Origin of the sequence: Dysgonomonas sp. ZJ279 (assembly GCF_011039205.1) — a bacterium.
GTDB lineage: Bacteria > Bacteroidota > Bacteroidia > Bacteroidales > Dysgonomonadaceae > Dysgonomonas.
Window position 1 is genome coordinate 210,412 of the sequence record NZ_JAAKEL010000006.1, and the last position, 20,452, is coordinate 230,863.

At 37.2% G+C, this 20,452-nt stretch carries 14 protein-coding genes and 1 pseudogene; 12 read left to right on the forward strand and 3 right to left on the reverse strand.

From position 1 onward, the window contains the following. Window positions 1–159: 159 nt before the first annotated feature. The 3 genes from G7Y57_RS09960 to G7Y57_RS09970 all read right to left on the reverse strand — a co-directional run bounded on the left by G7Y57_RS09960 (window position 160) and on the right by G7Y57_RS09970 (window position 7,652). Entirely contained in the window at window positions 160–2,826 is a 2,667-nt protein-coding gene (locus tag G7Y57_RS09960; protein ID WP_165023204.1) for a glycoside hydrolase family 3 C-terminal domain-containing protein, read from the reverse strand. 98 nt (window positions 2,827–2,924) lie between these two features. Continuing rightward, complete coding sequence (locus G7Y57_RS09965; protein ID WP_165023207.1) at window positions 2,925–4,490, reverse strand: SusD/RagB family nutrient-binding outer membrane lipoprotein; 1,566 nt, start codon at window positions 4,488–4,490, stop codon at window positions 2,925–2,927. A 12-nt stretch (window positions 4,491–4,502) separates the two neighbouring features. Continuing rightward, a complete protein-coding gene (locus G7Y57_RS09970) occupies window positions 4,503–7,652 on the reverse strand; it encodes a SusC/RagA family TonB-linked outer membrane protein (RefSeq protein ID WP_255491400.1) in 3,150 nt (1,049 codons plus the stop codon). Window positions 7,653–8,526: 874 nt separating this feature from the next. On the opposite strand from G7Y57_RS09970, the gene G7Y57_RS09975 reads away from it, so the two are divergent. The 12 genes and pseudogenes from G7Y57_RS09975 to G7Y57_RS17980 all read left to right on the forward strand — a co-directional run. After that, window positions 8,527–9,012, forward strand: coding sequence for a GNAT family N-acetyltransferase (locus tag G7Y57_RS09975; RefSeq protein WP_165023211.1), 486 nt, complete (start codon window positions 8,527–8,529; stop codon window positions 9,010–9,012). A gap of 118 nt (window positions 9,013–9,130) precedes the next feature. Beyond that, window positions 9,131–10,396 (forward strand): cation:proton antiporter, encoded by a 1,266-nt coding sequence (locus tag G7Y57_RS09980; RefSeq protein ID WP_165023214.1) that lies wholly within the window; start codon window positions 9,131–9,133, stop codon window positions 10,394–10,396. Window positions 10,397–10,521: 125 nt separating this feature from the next. Next, window positions 10,522–11,559 (forward strand): EFR1 family ferrodoxin, encoded by a 1,038-nt coding sequence (locus G7Y57_RS09985; protein WP_165023217.1) that lies wholly within the window; start codon window positions 10,522–10,524, stop codon window positions 11,557–11,559. Between the two features lie 102 nt (window positions 11,560–11,661). Then, window positions 11,662–12,486 (forward strand): helix-turn-helix domain-containing protein, encoded by an 825-nt coding sequence (locus G7Y57_RS09990; RefSeq protein ID WP_165023219.1) that lies wholly within the window; start codon window positions 11,662–11,664, stop codon window positions 12,484–12,486. Between the two features lie 19 nt (window positions 12,487–12,505). Then, window positions 12,506–13,471 (forward strand): ketopantoate reductase family protein, encoded by a 966-nt coding sequence (locus G7Y57_RS09995; RefSeq protein WP_165023222.1) that lies wholly within the window; start codon window positions 12,506–12,508, stop codon window positions 13,469–13,471. A 482-nt stretch (window positions 13,472–13,953) separates the two neighbouring features. After that, entirely contained in the window at window positions 13,954–16,134 is a 2,181-nt protein-coding gene (locus G7Y57_RS10000) for a TonB-dependent siderophore receptor (RefSeq protein WP_165023225.1), read from the forward strand. 10 nt (window positions 16,135–16,144) lie between these two features. Beyond that, window positions 16,145–17,164, forward strand: a complete 1,020-nt coding sequence (locus G7Y57_RS10005; RefSeq protein WP_165023228.1) for an ABC transporter substrate-binding protein — start codon at window positions 16,145–16,147, stop codon at window positions 17,162–17,164. Beyond that, window positions 17,164–17,856 (forward strand): class I SAM-dependent methyltransferase, encoded by a 693-nt coding sequence (locus tag G7Y57_RS10010; protein WP_165023231.1) that lies wholly within the window; start codon window positions 17,164–17,166, stop codon window positions 17,854–17,856. The genes G7Y57_RS10005 and G7Y57_RS10010 overlap by 1 nt, the downstream gene beginning before the upstream one ends. Before the next feature lie 28 nt (window positions 17,857–17,884). Next, the gene (locus G7Y57_RS10015) at window positions 17,885–18,898 is read left to right on the forward strand and encodes a FecCD family ABC transporter permease (RefSeq protein WP_221412123.1); all 1,014 of its coding nucleotides are present in this window, start codon (window positions 17,885–17,887) and stop codon (window positions 18,896–18,898) included. Beyond that, window positions 18,895–19,668: an ABC transporter ATP-binding protein gene (locus tag G7Y57_RS10020; protein ID WP_221412124.1), complete on the forward strand. Its 774-nt coding sequence runs from the start codon at window positions 18,895–18,897 to the stop codon at window positions 19,666–19,668. The genes G7Y57_RS10015 and G7Y57_RS10020 overlap by 4 nt, the downstream gene beginning before the upstream one ends. Before the next feature lie 86 nt (window positions 19,669–19,754). Continuing rightward, window positions 19,755–20,156, forward strand: coding sequence for a nickel-responsive transcriptional regulator NikR (gene nikR, locus G7Y57_RS10025; RefSeq protein ID WP_165023234.1), 402 nt, complete (start codon window positions 19,755–19,757; stop codon window positions 20,154–20,156). A 169-nt stretch (window positions 20,157–20,325) separates the two neighbouring features. Then, window positions 20,326–20,452, forward strand: a pseudogene (locus tag G7Y57_RS17980) (MFS transporter); the annotation flags it as partial.

A 20,452-nucleotide genomic window follows, 5' to 3' on the forward strand; every position in this document is an offset into this window, starting at 1 on the left:
GCAGTATATAAAACAGGCAAATAGATTTTCTATTTGCCTCTTTTTATTCTACAATCGGGTAATGACTAAAGGATCAATTAATGCCCTGTTTGCAAAGTATAAGCCAAATTGTATAAACTTATGATATAGATAAAAATAAACTTATCTTTTTCATATCAGTCACTTTTTGACTGTAAATATACCTTTTAGTCTAATATCTTTAGAAGAACTTCCTACCATAATTCTGAAATCACCCGGCTCTACTATTCTTTCCATATTCACATTCAGATGAGACAAAACATCAGGAGTAAGCGTAAATTTTACAGATTTCTCTTCACCCGGCACAAGAGATATACGCTGAAATCCTTTTAGCTCATTAACAGGGCGGCTTACATCAGCAAGCAGATCATGCAAGTAAAGTTGCACAACTTCTTCCCCCTGCACCTTACCCGTATTTTTTATCTTACATGAGACTATTATATTTTCATCGGCTTTTATTATAGATGATGAAAATTGCAGATCGGAATAACCAAACGTCGTATAACTCAATCCATGCCCAAAAGGGAATAATGGCTCACCGCTCAAGTCGAGATAATCATCTCCGCGTCCGGTAGGTTTATGGTTATAGTTTAAAGTAAGCTGACCTTCCGATAAAGGAAAGGTTATAGGTAACTTCCCTCCCGGATTATAATCTCCGAATAACACATCAGCAACTGCCACACCGCCCACATCACCCGGATACCAAACATCGACAATCGATGAAACGTTGTTAATCCAGGCATCCATTGTGACTGCATTTCCTCCAACAATAACTACAGTTACAGGAACACCTGTTGCAGCAATCCGATTAATAAGTTCTTCTTGCCTGCCGGGAAGCTTAAGCGAAGCACGATCTCTGAACTCGGCCTCTTCTATACCCACTACAACAATTGCGGCATCACTTTTTTTGGCTGTGTTTACAGCATCTAATATTTTGCTATCCTCATTTTCCACCTCTGCATTCCACACGAGACGAACGCGCCCATTACGCGTGTTCTCATAAAACTTAAGCTCAATATCATAAGATTTTCCTTTCTCAAAAACAAATGGTACAGTTGATGTAGTATAAGAGGTTTTCAACGGACGATCTATTACTTTCTCACCATTAATCGACAGCGAGTAACCATCATTGCCCTCAACTCCTATCTGATAAGTGCCGGATACAGGCGAAATCAATTTACCCGTCCATTGCGCCGAGTACCAGTCGAATGCAAACAGGTCGGGATCAGGAGAAAAAAGCGTCCATCCAAATTGCACTCTACTATCATAACGTGTCATTTTAGGTTCTCCCATCCAAGTTATATTATCGAAATATTCGCCTTTAAGCCCTGAAGATTGCCCCGACAACAAGTACTTCCCCGGAATAGTTACAAGCGAAGGACTCATTCTCTTACATCCTTCTGCATAGAGTATTTCTATATTGTTACCAACTTTATCTTTTAAAGCTTTTAGTATGCTTACCTTATCAATGCCGGGACCACTATATCCACCCAAGCGTGCCTGATCGGCATCTTGTCCTATAACAGCAATACGTTTATATTTTTTAGATAATGGTAATGCATTCTCTTCATTCTTTAGTAAAACGATCGATTTTTGTGCTGCAAGCAAATTCAAATCGCGATGCTGTTGCGACCCATTCCATTTTGCAGCATCTTCGGGATCAACATACGGATTTTCGAATAATCCCAAACGGAACTTCTCCCGAAGAACTCTTCTCACCGAATCGTCCAAATCCTCTTGATTCACATATCCTTTTTTGCAAGCCTCAAGATAAGGCTCATGCGTTTCGTACTTTACCTGAAATATAACATTCAGCCCATTATTGAATGCCGCAGCTCCTGCCTGAACTAAATCGGGCACAGTATGATGTAAGTAATACATGATATCGACAGCATTAGCATCAGAAATAGAGAACCCATCGAATCCCCACTCTTTCTGTAATTTATCCTTTAATAATGTCGAATTTGCTGAACATGGGGAACCATCGAATGTATTATAAGCCGTCATTACAGACTTCGATTTACCTTCAAGAAAACAAGCTTTGAAAGGTACATAATATGTTTCTTCCATATATCGGTCAGAATAGTGAACAGGGTAACTATCACGTCCGCCATCACCATGATTTGCGACAAAATGCTTGGGAGAAGTAATTACTCCCATCTGTTCGAAACTACTCACAAATGTTACTCCCATACGGGCAGACAAAAAGGGATCTTCGCCATAAGTCTCCTCTACCCTTCCCCAGCGTGGGTCGGTAGCAAGATTGACTACCGGAGATAAAATTTGTCTGATTCCACGCGATTTACATTCATTTGCAATAGCAGTAGCAACCTGTCTCACCAATGTAGTATCAAAAGTAGCAGATAACCCGATAGACTGAGGGAAAATAGTTGCACCTTGCCTTACCAATCCGTGCAACGCCTCGTCGAAAGGAATCATAGGAATCCCTAAACGGGTTTCTTCTATGAAAAATTTCTGTATTTCATTTATATGTTCCGCTGTTGCTTTAGCAGTTAATCCCGGCCCATATTTAAGTATTTGTTGTGTTTGCTCGTCGCTATTGCTATATGTATATACCTGAAGCCCGAAAACACCGTATTTGAGTTTATCCTTTCCCATACTCAAATCTCCCGGCATCATATAGAGTTGCCAGAACTTCTCTTCGACAGTCATTCTGCTTAATAAATCCTCAACCCTTTCGTTGATAGACAATTTTGGGTTTTTATATGGAAGAGCCGATTTATTCTGACTCATGAGTGAGGACATAGCCAGCATTACCATCCCCATTACTAACAAAAAATGTTTCATATCTAAAGGTTTTTCACAAGGTATTATAAATGGTATTAAAGAAAAAACCGGCTAACAAATATTATTTTGCAGAGCCGGTTTTGTATATAGATTAGTTCTTATTTATCCCACCAGACTCTCGATACCATTTTGTCTCCATCAGATAGATTTCTCACGGCTTCTAAATAGTGCGCTGAATTGGCGGAAGCTTCGCCTTCCGGATAAGTAAAACGACGAGGTATTGTTCCATTAGTAGCGTTTCCTATATATACCACAGGTTTCAATACAGGATAACCAGACCTCCTCCAGTTTGCAAAAGACTCATATTCGTCAGAGAATGTATTAATATAATACTGAGTATTAATTTGCTCTAACGCTTTACTTGGGTCATAAGCATTATTAGCCAGATATGCTTGTACATCACTGTCCTTAATACCCTGAATATCGAATTGTTTGAATTGTTCCATAGCAGCTATCACACCATTTTGATAATAGCTTTGAGCAGACCCGCTGATCCATTGTCTATAAGCAGCTTCTGCCAACAAAAGTTGATTTTCGGCATACGTTACTAAAAAAGTAGGAGCATCTATTCTGGCATAAGTATATCGGTTAACAACAGAGTACTTGTTCATATCACCCGGATAAAGAGGGTAATTCTCTATAAAAGTTGCCCCTGTGGTAGTTTCATCATAGCCGTTAGGCATCCCTATTTGACTAACAGCGGTAGTATCGCCCATTTGCCAGTCACCACTACCTATTTTTTTAGATGGGTCGGGAACCACTGTACAAAGATATGTTAGTCTAGGATCTTTTGTGTTTTTCAGCAAATTTACAAAAGACTCACTCATACGGTAAGCACCCGGATCTTCGTGGCAATATATTTTACCAAAAGGCTCACAACTATTATTAGACGTAGAAGCACCCGGATGTTTTATCAAAGCATTATCGTCATTACTCTGAAATAGTCCACCTGCCACAGCAGTATTGACCCATGTCTTAGCTGTCTCAGGATCAACTTTCGACAGACGCATAGCCAGACGTAACATTAACGAGTACGAAAACTTTTCCCATTTGGCAATATCTCCACCATAAATTATATCGGCTGCTCCGATACTAGACGTAGCTCCTTGCAGATTTGTAGCAGCTTCTTGTAGTTCCTTAAGCATATCAGTGTAGATATATTGCTGGGTATCATATTTCGGATAACCGTTTGTTTCATAATAGCCAAGACCAGCCTCTGTATAAGGGCAGTCGCCATACAAATCGGTCATACGATGAAATAATAATACTCTCAGGATACGTGCCATCTGATATTCTGCATAATATTTCTCGTTGCCTTTCCAGTTTTGCATCAGATCCACAAGATCCCTTATAGCATTAGGGTACATTCTGTCCCAATATGCCGAATTATATCCTGCACTATAAGTGTATTTATCGCCATTCCAATAACTTTGAGTAGAAGCTGTATGCTGTATCATAGTACTGGTATAAATCAGTCCGTTACGCCATGCCTCGTATTCTGTTCCGTAACAATATTGCTGAACATTGGTAAATACCAGCTTGTAATCCATTACTTTGGAACTAATAGCTTCGGGATCTATATTCGTATCTCCGAAATCGCTGCAACCCGAAACGGATGTCATCAATCCGAGAGCTGCCATTATATATAATAATTTCTTCTTCATATTTTTTCTTTATTAGAATTTGACATTTAAATTGAAACCGATATTGCGTGTTGCAGGATAACCGTTTAATTCCAGACCTTGTCCGTTCGTATTATTATAAGCAGATTCAGGATCAATATTAGGAGTATGCTTAATTATTGTCCACAGATTACGACCTACCAATGATATTCCAAGCGATCTTATTGGAGTTTTAGCTAAGAATGAAGAAGGGAACTGATATCCTAAAGAGAATTCTCTCAATTTAACAAAACTCGCATCATATACAAACTCTTCTGTAATCGATTGGTTAGTTATATGCCTCCAGTATGTTTGTGCATCAACACTTACCGTATTAGCAGCGCCACTTTCATTTACGCCCTTTCCTATAATACCGCCATCACGACCTTCCAGTGTATTTTTATGAAGTCCTGTACTATATAAATTATAGTTAGTTCCTGAGTATAGCTTAGCACCGAATTTGAAGTCTATTAAAAATGCTAACATGATGTTTTTATACGTAAAATCATTTCTAAAACCTCCTGTTAATTTGAATACTCCATTTCCAAGATCTTCGAGTTGATCGGTTCTGATAGGTAATCCTTCAGAGTTGAATACCCGATTACCTTGACCATCTACTTTATATTTATAACCGACAATCTGTCCGTATGATTTGCCGACAATATTGCGTATAGTAGCACCACCACCATTAGATGTTGCACCATCGATACTTAAATATTCAGCCCCTCCAAGAAAAATAACTTTACTTCTGTTATTTGCCAGATTTAACGACGTATTCCAGATAAAGTCTTTAGTCTTAACAGGAACACCATAAAGCAAAAGTTCAATACCTGTATTACGAATTTCTCCCACATTTTGTATTGCGGACGTATAACCCGATGCGCTACTGGTCGTTACCTGCGCTATATCGTCAGTTGTAGTTTTCTTATACACGGCAAAGTCAAAACCCAAACGGTTATTGAAAAGCTGTATGTTTGTACCGGCCTCCCATTCGGCGATACGAACAGGTTTCAGATATGCATTAGGAACAACACTATTCTTTACTGTACCCATCGATTGCTCTTGAACTGCAAAGTTTGCGGTAGTATAAGCCAGTGCTGTTTGATATGGAATGGTTCCATTTGATGCCGAAGCATAAGATGCCCTCAATTTACCCGACGAAAGCCAGCTCGGCATTGTAAAACAATCGCTAAACATATAACTTACACTTACAGATGGATAGAAATAGCTGTTACTGTCAGGATTCAATGTCGAGAACCAGTCGTTACGCCCTGTAAGATTCAGATATAACCAGTCTTTATAAGAAAAATCGGCTGTTCCGTATACCGAATTTACCTGATATTCACTATATATTTTTCTAAATGTACGTGTTGCAGCAGCGACATTACTTGTAGAATAAAATCCACCAATAAGGAAAGGTCTTATACCGCCATCTGTTCCATAAGTTTTAGCTATATTTCGTTGCCTGTTTCCTCCGACTGTTGCAGCAAGAGAGAAATCGCTTATTTTTTTATTAAAACCGATAAGGTAATTAAGGTTTATTTCAGAATAGTTTTTTTCGTATTCGTTGATATAGCCATTAGGATCAGCAGCAGCGCCATTTGGCTGCACTTGCTTGAAAGTCAATATATAACCATCACGAGTTACTTGCCCCTGTGCATACAACCAATCTGTAACGTCGTAGCGTAGTGTAAGCCCTCCTGTAAGTCTGTTTTTATCACTTTCGTTAGATTTATGATACTGCAAGAAATAAGGATTATTAAAATAAACATTATTTCCCGGTTGCAGTTCATTTCCATCTCCATCAATGCCAGCTTTCAGCCATCTGACATCGTAAGAATTTGCAAGATACAGAAGTGTTGCATTTACGTTACCATTACCATCCGAAAGATTTGATCTACCACTAACATGCTCAAACACATAATTGGCATTAGCCATTAATTGTAGTTTTGGTGTAATTTTATAAGTGGTATTCATATTTATTCCCTGCTGATTTGCGCTTGCATTCGGCAATATAGATTGATCAAAAGTATTTGATAAACCGAAACGATAATTTACTTTTTTATCACTTCCACTTACTGCAACCGAAGTTTGGTTGCTTATTCCTGTGCGATAAAAATTCTTCCAGTTATCAACACCGGAATATGCATAATTATCACCTAATCGGTTTACAGCAGTACTACCATCCATTTTCGATCCCCAGCTCGAACTGTATGTTTCGTATGCTGCTTGTTGCGTTTGGGGTTTTCCTCCTTGAGTACCTTGTCCATAAACGTTTTGGAAATCGCGATAATCGTAGATATTATTAAAAGTGAGATTGTTATTAAATTCGATTCCCAAACCCTGATCTGATTTCCCAGATTTAGTGGTAATCAAGATAACACCATTTCCACCACGATATCCGTACAAGGCGGAAGCAGCAGCTCCTTTCAAAACCTGAATATCTTCAATATCATCGGCATTGATATTAGACAAACCGTCTCCCATATCCATTCCACCCCACTGTCCGGCATTACCTTGATTGGAGTTATCAAAAGGAACTCCATCAACCACATACAATGGTTGATTGTTACCGGTCAATGATGCATTACCTCTTATTATAACACGGCTACTTCCACCCAATCCTGTCGAATTGTTTGCAACACTTACCCCTGCTATTTTACCACTCAATGCATTACCTAAATTCGCATCACGAGATTCGGTAAATTGATCTCCCGACACATTGGCGGTAGAATATCCCAACGACCTTCTTTGTCGTTTAATTCCTAACGCTGTGATAACAACTTCGTCGAGTTTTTGAGCATCCTCAGCAAGCACAACATTAATTTCTGTTTTCCCATTTACTGTTACTTCTTGTGCCAAGTAGCCGATATAGCTAAAAACTAAAACAGGATTTGGAGTTGTAGCCTTAGACAAATCAAGACTATAATTACCATCATAATCCGAAATTGTACCAACAGATGTGCCTTTCACAGCTACAGTTACCCCCGGAAGTGTTACCCCTGAAGCATCTGTAACTATACCCGACACTGAACTTTTTGCAGTTTGTGCACTCACCAGTGTACAAACAAATAGCGCCATGAATAGAAGATTCATACGCAAAACAAATCTGCCGGCATTTGATCCGATAGATTTCCGACTTAGAAGCCGTCCCTCTTGTTTCATACTTTACGTCTTTTATGGTTTAAAACTAATTTTGATAGATCCCTTTTTGTAATAAAAAAGAGGATTCGATATTTCAAATAGTGCAATAACTATTTGAAATATCGAATCCTGTAAATTTCTTATATAAAAGAGGTGAAGATTGGCCTTTTTGCCAAACCTTTCTTTTGAAAAAACTATTTTTTTTGTTATGTGCTCTCTCTCTCTCTCTCTCTCTCTCTCTCTCTCTCTCTCTCTCTCTCTCTCTAATAAAATAGCGCTGCCAACCAAATTTTCAGCCAGAAAAATGGGAATAAAAAGCAAAATATAGGGTATTAGATATTGCATAAAGGTCAAGGGAATAATGGCAATACATATTGCCAGATTTTTTGCAAGTAATTTCTAATTATCAATCGGATAAACGATCCGAAGATTTATTTAAAATAAAATTGATCAGTTCAGAACTAAAATACTAACATTAGTTAAATATTGAAGCTATTATACATAAGTTAGCTACAATAGATGGAGGCTAAATTATGAAAACTATATAAAATAAAAAAATATATTAACATAAATATTTACACCAATAATCTATTTATCAGATAGTTATATTCACAATAAAACAATAAGCCCTAACAAACAATAAGCTCAAGAAGGCTATCTAATGCTTTAACAGACAATAGGTTAATTTAATTAAATTTTCATATAATTAACCTATTCGGAATACAATAAGTACATAGATAGTTTATAACATTGGAGTACATTAAAATCAATTGATATGGGTTCAAGTCACCAAAAAAGGTTCGAGAACAATAGCATAAAAGACCAACCAAAAACGAATCGTCAACTTAGTTATCTTTTTATACCTTTACAATAACGAATAATACTTATAGGTTTTATGGAAAAAATCTCAATACGTTCCATTCAAGAAAAAGATAATAAAGCATTAGCAGATTTAATCCGTAGTGTTTTTGAGGAGTTTGGTTCAGAAAAGCAGGGAACTGTATATAGCGACCCCACAACTGACAATCTTTTTGAATATTTCAGAAAAGAAAAGGCTCTATGTTGGATAGCAGAAAGCGATGGTATTATACTAGGCAGCTGTGGCATATACCCAACCGATGGACTACCCTTTGGATGTGCTGAACTAGTAAAATTTTATTTATCACCTGATTCGAGAGGAAAAGGAATCGGGCAACAATTGCTCCATAAAGCAATCGGAAGTGCCAGAGAATTAAATTACACACAACTATATCTTGAGTCATTTCCTGAATTCGGAAAAGCCGTTTCAATGTACGAGCGCCTCGGATTCAACCACATAGATCATTCGCTTGGCAATTCAGGGCATTATGCATGTACCATTTTTATGTTAAAAGATTTGTAATGCAATTCTCTAATCTTTTTTATTCGATCTGAATTCGACATAAGAGTTATTTCTATATCAATTTACATGAACATTCTGCAACAAAGCAATGTTTATTCATTGAACTAATAATCCTCTTATGGAAACAACCTTGATATTTATCGGTGCACTTATTTTTTTCTCACTGATATTCAATGCCCTATTCGAAAGGACAAGGATACCGAATGTATTATTCTTGCTTTTTATAGGTTTACTAATAGGCCCTGTTTTTAATCTTGCCAGTCCCGAAGATTTAGGTAAACTAGGTAAGATATTCACCACCATAACCCTTATTGTCATTCTCTACGAAAGTGGTACGCGGCTTAATTTCGATGGTTTAGGAAAAGCTATCGGACCGGCAAGTCTACTTACCGTTTTCAATTTTGTTGTTCCTGTAGGTGTTGGTATGGCTGTCGGTCATTTCGGGCTAGGATTGGATTTGTTGCCAAGTGCATTTATGGGTGCATGTGTTGGAAGTATATCTACACCAATTATATTGCCTATGCTAAAGCAATTGAAACTAAGCAAAAAAGCAGAAAGTGTAGTTTTTCTCGAATGTGCTTTAAGCGATATCGTATGCCTGATAGGTGCACTGGCTTTACTTGATGCGATGGATAGCGGCTCGTTCAGTGTAGCTGCTACTGTAAAACATATGGCAATATCATTACTCTTTGCAACATCTATCGGTCTTGGAGTCGGTTATCTATGGACAGGGGTACGACGCTATATCATAACTAAGCTCAAAAACAGTATGTTTACCTCGTTTGCATTGGCATTTATTATTTATGGATTCTGCGAACTTTTAGGCATCAATGGAGGCATGGCAGTACTATCGTTCGGATTTATACTAGGTAATATAGACGAATTATCCAATCTGCTGGAAAAACAAAATCCTGAAAAGAACTTTATCAAGCGCAAAAATCCTGTATTGCTTATGCAGGATGAAAAGAATTTCTATTCTGAAATAGCTTTCATCTTCAAAACCTTCTTTTTTGTGTACATAGGTATGAGCATCCGATTAACCGAATGGAGCCATATAATTATGGGGATATTGTTTATCTCCCTTATGTTTCTTGTGCGCATTCCCTCCATTGCACTATTTTGCAGAAAAGGTTATTCGTCGAGAGACAGACGGATAATGAGCATTCTCAATCCAAAGGGATTAGTGTCGGCAGTACTTGCTTCCATGCCCTTACAACTTGCTGTCACAGATGAGCAGATACGCACCGGAGAGGTAATTCAGAATATTGGCTATGCTAGTGTAATGTTCAGCATAATTATTTTCAGTTTACTTATTTTTCTGGTCGAAAAACTCGACAAGACAGATAATATAAATACAACCTCAAATGCAGGTAACAAGGCTTAGGAGATAAGTTTAGTGCCTTAACATGGCAAAATAAAAAACAATTTTACCGATAAATGTACTATCTTTAAATTTGGATTTTGATGAAATAATTTGCGGTAATACTCGCAGCAGACACATTATAAGCCATGGCAGAGATTCGTAGGATAACGATATTTTATTTCTCAGGAACAGGCAATTCCAAAGGGGTTGCATCTTGGTTCTGCGAATTTGCCGTAAAAAAAGATATTCAATGTCAGCTAATAGATATTTCTAAAATAGACGATTCTGTATTTGATATTATAGACTCCAATACTTTAATCGGAATCATCTCACCCGTTCATGGTTTTAGTTTTCCCAAAATAACATTGGATTTCATTCGTAACTTCCCTAAAGGTAAGAATAGAATTATACTGATGAATACAAGGGGGGGAATGAAGATAGGGAATCATGTAACGCAAGGCTTAACAGGTATTGCGTTTATGCTGTCATCATTCATATTAGTACAAAAAGGTTATAAAATCATCGGACAAATTCCTTTCGATATGCCATCTAACTGGATTTCGATCCATCCGGCATTGAATGAGAAAACAGTTCTGTTTTTGCACAAGAAAAATTATGAGCGTGTAAAGAAGCATTCGGATAAGATACTATCAGGAAAAAAGGATTTTGCGGCTTATCGTAATATCATCCAAGATATTTTAATTTCACCCATATCACTAGCCTACTATTTTGCAGGTAGATTCTTTTTTGCAAAATCATATTATGCAAGTAATGATTGTAACAATTGTGGTTTATGTATCAAACAGTGTCCGGTGAAAGCAATCGAAGACACAGGTAACAGACCGTTCTGGACATTTAAGTGCGAAAGTTGCATGAAATGTATGAGTATTTGCCCCAAAAAGGCTATTGAAACGACACACGGATTATGGCTAGTTGCAGGGATTCTCTGTTCAACAATCGTTTCTGCATTATTATACAAAGTGGCGCTGGTAAACATTGATTCTGCATTATTTAAAATTGCATTATTCAGTTTCATTTATATTATCTTAATCGGAATCGCTTATAAGATTCAACACTTCTTACTTAAATATAAATTAATTGGCAAATTGATTTCTTATACCTCATTGACTCACTATAAGTTTTGGGGACGATACAAATCTGTTCGTGATGATAAATGGAAATAATACCTCACAAATAACATTTTTCATAGCTCTTAGAATATCATAATGTCCATTTTTTACACCTTACCATAAAAGAATAACTTCTATTTTTGTCTTATTGATAATATGGAAAACTTTCGAGCCATACAGCCCTCGATACTGCTTAATCCTTACATTAAGCAATATTGGTTTTTGTCGGTGGATAATGTTGCACAAGTATCGCAACGAGCTATTCCGGCCGGAAGCATAGGACTCGTCTTTAACCGTGGGGATAGGGTTTATAATTTATCTGCAAAAAACGAAATGCTACCCAGATCGTATATATCCGGTCAATCTACTACATATACAGATACCTGCTTCGGAAGTCTTGATCTGATTATAATTGTATTTCAACCCATTGGGGCAAGAACAGTTTTCGATACGCCCATAAACGAATTAAACGGACAAATAATTTCGATTGATTCGTTAAGTGATTCCTCAATTATAGAACTCGAAGACCGTTTAATGAATACGACTGATTATCAAACCTGTATTTACCGGATCGAACAGTTTTTACTAAAACGTATCTACGAGTTCGAAGAGTATAATTACAAACGATTATCAGCTGTTATCAATTCTATTAATTATGGCGAAACCGAGATATCCAGACTCGCACAAACAGCCTGCCTCAGCTACAAGCAATTCAAACGGATTTTTGTAGAGTACGCCGGGTTGAACCCAAAAGAGTTTTTGCAGATCAATCGTTTCGCAAAAGCATTGCATATACTGCAAACCCAACCTTCTATAAGCGTAAATGACTTAGCCTACCAATGTAGTTATTATGATAAATCTCATCTAATAAAGGATTTCAAAACATTCTCCGGCTATACCCCTACCGAGTTTCTTGCTAATTGCGATCCTTACTCCGATTACATGTCATTATTTCAATCTTTTTTTATAAATACAAAATAATAATTAAACTTGATTTATTATGAATATACTGATTTACGGCGCAGGAACAATCGGATGCACTTATGGCTGGCAGCTGGCCGAAGCAGGACATGATGTAAGTATTTTAGTACGAGAAGGCAAAAAACAATCAATAGAAGAGAATGGAATAAATATCCATTGTGCCGATTACAGGGGAGGACAGAAAAGAATCGAGAATATAGTGTTTCGCCCTAAAGTAATTGAAGTGCTATCATCGGAAAATAATTATGAATACATCATTGTATCAGTAGGCTGTGACAACCTGAAGTCAGTTTTACCAATACTTTCAGAGTCGGCAGGAAAAGCCCATATACTCTTTTTCCAAAATATGTGGAACGATTTCGATGAAATAGCAAAATATCTTTCTTCCGATCAGTATTTCTTCGGATTTCCTTTTATGGTAGGCGGAGGAAGGGATGAAAAGGGTCTCAATGCTATTATTTCAGATTCTAAGTACTCTAAAACAATGCTCGGCGAAGCCAATGGCGAGACAACACCTCGCATACAGAAAATAGCTAAAGCTATGGAAAGCGCTGGTCTGAAACCATTTATTTCAAATCAGATAATAACATGGCTTATCCCTCATTTTGCATTCATTGCCGGATTTTCGGCTGGGGTCATAAAGGCCGGAGGTACTATGAAAGCATTTACGGCTAATTCAGAAATTATTAAAGAAGCAATACGATCTGTCAGGGAAGGATTTCTGGTGTGCTCAAAAAGTGGAATAAACCCTAAGATGGAAAAGGTTAACAAGCTATATTACTTACCACTATGGATCAGTGTTCCAGTAGTTAAAAAGATATTCGGTAACGAAGCCATGTGTTTAATGTTTGACGGATATTTAAAACATTCGAATAATGAAATCAAAAAAATGCTCGAAGATATACTTGAAGATGGTAAAATGTATAATATCGAAATGCCATACTTAAAGCGTTTACAGAAAAGTGTTATGGGCTCTACAAAATGAAGCTATTCTACTATCTATTTATACCAAAAAGCATTCTCTTTACGATTTAACCACATCTATATTTATTTACTATCTACAAGAGTATTTTTTCGCTCAAACAAGGTCATAAACCTTTGGTCGAAAAGATACTCTTTTACATAAGTTCGCTATTTTAACATTCCCTCTCAAATATTTAACTTTTGCTCTTTTTGGCCTTTTCAGTCCGCACAGACCAGAACTATTCACATCAAAATATTACATATTAATACTTGGAATTCAGCACATTGTTTCAAATGCAACTAATTATAAGAATTGTACCACAAATACCAATGCAAATCATAAATACCAAAGAAAAACATAAAACAGAGAAAACGCATGTAAACAAAATCATTGTCGGTTTGTTTCTCAATTAATAATAGCAAGAATACAACAATCGTGTTACCATGAAAAACCGAATAGCTACCGTCTAGGCGAATAAGTTTTACTTTAATATAATAACATTTATGAGAAAAATATCCATCACTTTACTTATAGTATCTATATTATCAGTATCTCATATTTTCGCTCAAAAAGCTCCTATTGAATCCGATAGTCTGGAATATGAATTTGATAGTCTAAAATCAGTAACTCTTGGCGATATAGTCATAGAGAGTAAGATCTACAAAAAATACAACTTAGGAAATATTTCCAACAGCTTAAGGATTCAGGGGCAGATGCTCGAAATCCCTCAAAACATACAAATAATCAATTCTTCAGTATTAAGGGATCAGTTGTCTCTAAACGTAACGGAAAGCGTTACGCGCAACGTTAGTGGAGCATTCAGAGAAGAGTTACACAATGGGGTTTCTCCCGACATTTATTTACGTGGTGGATATATTAGTGCTCAACGCAATGGTGTGGATCTGCGTCCTTTACTAAAAGGACCTATTGGAGATGATGTCGCTATAATCGAAAATATCGAATTTGTAAAAGGTCCATCCGGTTTTTTGAATTCACTTGGAGATCCGGCAGGTTCTTACAATATCATTACTAAAAAGCCAACCGGAACGAATAGAAAATCCTTTCAAGTTATGCAAGGGAGCTTTGGGTTATTAAGAGCTGAAGCCGATTTGGATGGAAAATTCGATGAAGATGGAAAGCTATTATATCGTTTCAATATAATGGGAATGAATAAAAAAGGATTTCTCCAGTTTGACAACAATGAACGTATCCTTATAGCCCCTTCGCTAAAGTATAAATTTGATGAAAGCACTTCACTTACTGTTGAATATATCTATCAACGTTTAAATTATATGCTTTTGAGTGAAGCGCAAATTTCGCCTTACGGCTTCGGATCATTGCCCACCGATTTCACGATAAGCGATCCTAATCTGAGACCTTACCGGGCGAACGACCACAGTGCTTTTGTCAATTTTCAGAAGAAATTTAATCAGAACTGGTCTTTCACTACACAAGTTTCTAATATTAACAGCCAGTCTGCCGGAACCATATTCTGGGTTTATGGCAAGAACGAAACAGATCCCGATATTCTAGATCGTTATTATGTTTATGACGGGATGAAATATAATATTTTCTCTACACAGGCTTTTACCCAAGGAAACTTTTCGACCGGAAACATCAGACACTCTTTCCTTGCGGGGATCGACTTCAATCATAAAAGAAATAAAACACAAGACACTTGGGGAACAGCAACCGCTATTTATCCTCTTAGTATTTCGAATCCTATATATTCAAATGTTATCAACAATAATGGAATCGGAGGAGATTTCGATTCGGAAAATGGAATTAACTCCGTGGAGAACCTTACAGACAGCAGATTGTACTATACCTCTGCCTATGTAATGGACGAAATCGGGTTGATAGATAATAAGCTAAAAATAAGTGCAGGCTTACGATTAACTCAATCCGATGCTGATTTTAACCAATATGGAGAAGAGACAGAGGCTAGCGACTGGGTACTTACCCCGAGATTGGGCGCAAACTATCTTCTTACCAATTCATTCAGTGTTTACGGTTTATACGACAATTCATTTATTCCACAAGCCGGTATAGCATACGACAAAACGCCTCTGAAACCAATTAGAGGGGTGAGCTTCGAAGCAGGATTGAAAAAGGATTGGAACAACAAAGCCTTGAGCACAACCCTATCGTTTTATCACATCACCCGAAGTCAGAATATAGTAAAAGACCCTGTGAGCAATGATTTTTACCAATCGGGAGAGAATGAATCACAAGGGATAGAATTTGATCTTAGAGGTAGAATAGTGAAAGGGCTGGATGTGATTATCAATTACGCATACACCGATTCGAAAATCACTAAAGATGACAAAAATCCGGGAATGGTAGGAATGGCTACCCCCAACCGTATCAGACACATTCAAAATAGCTGGTTAAATTACGAATTACCATTTAAAGCATTAAAAGATTTTAGCCTCTCTCTTGGCTATCAATATATGGCTGGAAGGGCAGAACGATTTACATCTATGGATCCTCAGGAATTAAAGGATTATTTCAGAATGGATGGAGGTATTTCTTTCACGAAAAAGAGGTTTAGTATCAACCTGATAGTAAACAATATTCTGGATAGTAAACAATATTCAACTGCCTGGAAAAAGAATGATATGTATTACTGGGTACAATTGCCTCCAGTCAACTACCGCTGCTCATTCACCGTAACCCTTTAATCTCAACACCATGCGTATATTTATAATATTTTTCAGTTTAGCATTTCTTGTAGGCTGTGGCAATAGTAATACGCTTGACAAGAAGCAGGATAATCTTTCGACAATATCCGTTACAGACATTCAGGGCAATGAAATCCATTTATCTAAAGCAGCCGAAAGAATAGTATGCCTGTTCGATCCGTCTGTAGATGTAATCTATATGCTCCAAGCACAAGATAAACTGATAGGAATACCAGCCGAAACCTATTTCGACAGTGAACTCTACGATTATTACAAGCATATCGACACACGTATCTTAAAAAAAGAACTGGCAACACCCGGTAGTAACGAATTAGCAAATTTAGAAAGCATCATCCAATTAAATCCGGATTTGGTAATTGCACAGCAACTTCCCGAAAGTATTGTCAAAACTCTGCAAGGAATGAACATACCTGTTTACATCGCCGCTGCTGCTAGGTATGAAGATTTGATGAAAGAGATGAAAGACATCTCATTGCTTACAGGTAAGAAGGATAGAGGTGAACAGCTTATCTCTTATGCGGAAAATAAAATAAAGGATTTGCAGAAACGCACAGCCACACAAGAAGGATCGAAACACAAATCGGTCTATTTCACATGGGCTAACGGCAAAGTATTTTCGACTGCCGGCCGTAATAGTATGATGAATGATTGCCTCGATCTGGCAGGTGTCGAAAATGCCTGTCCTTTCGATATAGACAAACCGAATATCAACCCCGAAACTTTGATAGAATGGAATCCCGATATGATTGTAATGTGGAACGACAGCCCCGATTTGTTTTACAACAAAAAAGAATTAGGCGGAATAACAGCAATCAAGGAAAGGAAGATACACAATCTGATGCCGATGTTTTACTACAATCCTCACACCTTCAAATCGCTTTGCGCAGCGGTAGCAATTAATCAATGGGCTTACGATAACGATGAAAAGGATAATACAGAAGAAATTAAAGAAATACTTTCGGTACTTTACGGAAAAGAAGCGAGTGATAAACTTATAAAATATTTATAATGATAACAGAAATAGCAAAATACTGGGATAAACAAAGTACCATCTGGAGAGAAGAAAAACAAGAAGCATGGACTCTGCCCGAAACCACGTACTGGTTGGAATACTTTAAAACTCTTCGACCTAATTTACCCGGTAATCGGGTTTTAGAAGTAGGTACCGCCTCCGGATACTTTGCCAACATCTTACATCTTGCCGGATATGAAGTTACAGCAGTCGATCTGTCAAACAATATGATTGAAGAAGCTAAGAACGTTTCGAACGAATTAGGTTCTCCAATTGATTATCACGTGATGGATGCACAAGATTTACAATTCACCAGTAATCAATTTGACTTAGTATTCACCAGACTAATGACATGGACAACACCTGATGTTGAGAAATTTTATGCTGAAAGTTTCAAGGTTCTGCGGGCAGGAGGAATGTTTTTAAACTTCGACGGAGACTTCGGAAACCTATGCTTTTCACAAGAAGGACACGAAAGGTATCCCGCAGGTATAATGGAGCAAGCCAACGTAATTAAAAGCAAGTTGGATATCAGCAAGCACAGCCGCCCTCAAAGGGATGTCGAGTTATTAACCAAAGTTGGATTTGAAGGAATTATGGTCGATGAAAAGGCTCAAAATAGGATACTAAAAGAGTCGGATGACAATTCATCCCTTTTCCAATTAACAGCCATCAAGCCCATTTCTTAGTGTCAACGATCCTTTAACATTATATGCATTGAATAAAAAAATTGCAAATATTATATGCTTCGGTCTGCCTCTGCCCATGTTGATTATTTCCTTGTTCATTGGTTCATCGGGGCATGTCAGTGCTATTGATTACATAACACTCCTGTATAAAAAAATAATGGATGGCAATCTGAATACAGACGAGATAGCCCATTATCAAATGATTTCAAATATTCTTCTGAATGTACGGATGCCCCGAATCCTGCTCACCTTTTTGGTTGGTGCGGCCTTATCCACATCGGGTGCTGTATTACAAGGCATATTTCGCAATCCACTGGTAGATTCGTATATATTGGGGATTTCGTCAGGCGCTGCTTTCGGTGCTTCATTAGCAATTCTCTATTCGTTGAGCTTTGTAAATGCTTACGCTTTTGTAGTGGGGTCTTTGGCCGTAATCCTTACTTATTCAATTGCAGGTTCTAATAAACAAACATCTACTGTATCGATTATTCTTTCGGGAATGATTATTTCGGGCGTATTTATGGCTTTACTCACAGCAGTTCAGTACATAAGCAATCCGTATAAATTGCAGGCAATAGTGCAATGGGCAATGGGCAATCTACATGCCACATCATGGGTAGAACTGAAACAAGCTTTTCTTCCAATAATTATCACTATAACTATCGTATATCTTTATCGCTGGCGAATAAATCTGCTGGCCCTTGGGGATGAAGCAGCCAAATCAGTTGGTGTGAATCCTACTTTCGATAAATTAATTTTAATAACCTGTGCCACCCTGATGACTACGACAACAGTTGCTGTTGCCGGGATTATTAGTTTTTACGGTTTGTTTTTGCCACATATTGTCAGAATGCTGCTTGGCTCGGATAATAGCAAGTCGATTCCCGGAAATATATTCCTGGGAGGAAGTTTTCTTTTGTTGATAGACAACTTATCTCGTGCTTTATTTGTTTTTGAAGTACCCATTGGTATTTTCACCACCATTTTAGGTGGTGCGTTTTTTGTTTTCTTAATGCGAAAAAATAAATTGAACTGGAATTGACAACCGATGCCATACATATTGATAGCTTACACTATGCGTACGGAGACAAATCTGTACTCAGAGAAGTAAATGCTGTTTTTCCGGAAAATAAGTTCTCGGTATTACTTGGTATCAACGGGGGAGGAAAATCCACATTATTCAAAATCATTGCCGGATTATTGAAAGATTATCAGGGTGGTATCAACATCTGTGGTAAGGAAATGAGTAAGTTGCGATTCAAAGACAGGGCGTCACTCATAGGTTTTCTCCCACAATTTACCCAATCTGTATTTTCATTTACAGTTGAAGAGATCCTTTTGACCGGTCGCACGGCTTTTTCGGGTTTTTACCCAAAAAAAGAAGACAGGCTATTAGTCGATAAAATATTGAAAGATTTGTCCATTACTCGTTTGAAAGATAAATCGTTTACACAGCTTTCGGGCGGCGAACAGCAAATTGTAATGATCGGACGCTTATTGATGCAAAGACCGAAAATCCTACTTTTGGATGAACCTACAAACCATTTGGATGTCTATTACCAACATTATCTGATGGAAAAATTAAAGGAGTATTCAGAAAATGATTTTACGGTAATTGCCATTATGCATAATCCTACTCTCGCTTTTCAGTATGCAGATCATTTTTGTTATCTGCATCATGGAAGCATCTATACACCAAGTAACCCTGCAGAACCTAATGTAGAACTACTTGAAAAAGTATATAGCATGAGTTTCGTCGAATTTGCCCGAGATGGCAAAAAGTTTATGCTACCTTTTGGTGAAATTGTGTAAACTCATTTAATCATTATTGCAAACAGAAATTTTAGAGATAAAATTTGGACTTAAAAGAAATCAATTCACTATTAAAATTAAAAAATATGAATGTAGTTCGATTTGGAGTATCTGTAGAAAAAGAAGTTTTGGATTTATTAGATAACTACATGAAAGATAATAAATTCCCCAACCGTTCACAGGCTATCCGATATTTGATAAAAAAGACCGAAGTAGAAAACCAATGGAATTCCGACGGAGTTGTAGGTGGTTCTATAACCCTGTCGTTCGATCACCACAAAAGGGAATTATTGGATAAAATAACAGAGATACAACACCAATTTTATCACGTAATTCTATGTTCTCAGCATATTCATCTTGATCACGATGTTTGCATGGAAATCATTGCACTAAAAGGGCAAGCTTCTGTATTGCGAGAGCTAGCCAACCAACTAACTGCCGTGAAAGGTATTATACATGGAGACTTATCTATAACGATGGTGTCATAAGAAATCTGTCTCATTCTTCTCTGATATGTTGGAGATACCAACTATTTCCGATCATGCAACATTTTTACAATCATTCGATCCATTCGTTATAGTGTTAATCTGCAATTAAAATTTTCTTTGTAATAATATTGAGAAAACCATTTAATTAATCTGATTAACTAAAAAACTAATGAAACAGAAAAGCATATATTTAGCATTAATTCCATTGATGTTATCATTCTTCGTTATGGGATTCGTAGACTTGGTTGGTATCGCGACCAATTATGTAAAGGCTGATTTTGCCTTGTCGGAGACGA

What these genes read in the sequence shown, in the direction of transcription:
- G7Y57_RS09960 (WP_165023204.1), bottom strand. Translation starts at nt 2,826, where the DNA reads ATGAAACATTTTTTGTTAGTAATGGGGATGGTAATGCTGGCTATGTCC.
- G7Y57_RS09975 (WP_165023211.1), top strand. Translation starts at nt 8,527, where the DNA reads ATGGAAAAAATCTCAATACGTTCCATTCAAGAAAAAGATAATAAAGCA.
- G7Y57_RS10010 (WP_165023231.1), top strand. Translation starts at nt 17,164, where the DNA reads ATGATAACAGAAATAGCAAAATACTGGGATAAACAAAGTACCATCTGG.
- G7Y57_RS09980 (WP_165023214.1), top strand. Translation starts at nt 9,131, where the DNA reads ATGGAAACAACCTTGATATTTATCGGTGCACTTATTTTTTTCTCACTG.
- G7Y57_RS09985 (WP_165023217.1), top strand. Translation starts at nt 10,522, where the DNA reads ATGGCAGAGATTCGTAGGATAACGATATTTTATTTCTCAGGAACAGGC.
- G7Y57_RS09990 (WP_165023219.1), top strand. Translation starts at nt 11,662, where the DNA reads ATGGAAAACTTTCGAGCCATACAGCCCTCGATACTGCTTAATCCTTAC.
- nikR (WP_165023234.1), top strand. Translation starts at nt 19,755, where the DNA reads ATGAATGTAGTTCGATTTGGAGTATCTGTAGAAAAAGAAGTTTTGGAT.
- G7Y57_RS10000 (WP_165023225.1), top strand. Translation starts at nt 13,954, where the DNA reads ATGAGAAAAATATCCATCACTTTACTTATAGTATCTATATTATCAGTA.
- G7Y57_RS09965 (WP_165023207.1), bottom strand. Translation starts at nt 4,490, where the DNA reads ATGAAGAAGAAATTATTATATATAATGGCAGCTCTCGGATTGATGACA.
- G7Y57_RS09995 (WP_165023222.1), top strand. Translation starts at nt 12,506, where the DNA reads ATGAATATACTGATTTACGGCGCAGGAACAATCGGATGCACTTATGGC.
- G7Y57_RS09970 (WP_255491400.1), bottom strand. Translation starts at nt 7,652, where the DNA reads ATGAAACAAGAGGGACGGCTTCTAAGTCGGAAATCTATCGGATCAAAT.
- G7Y57_RS10005 (WP_165023228.1), top strand. Translation starts at nt 16,145, where the DNA reads ATGCGTATATTTATAATATTTTTCAGTTTAGCATTTCTTGTAGGCTGT.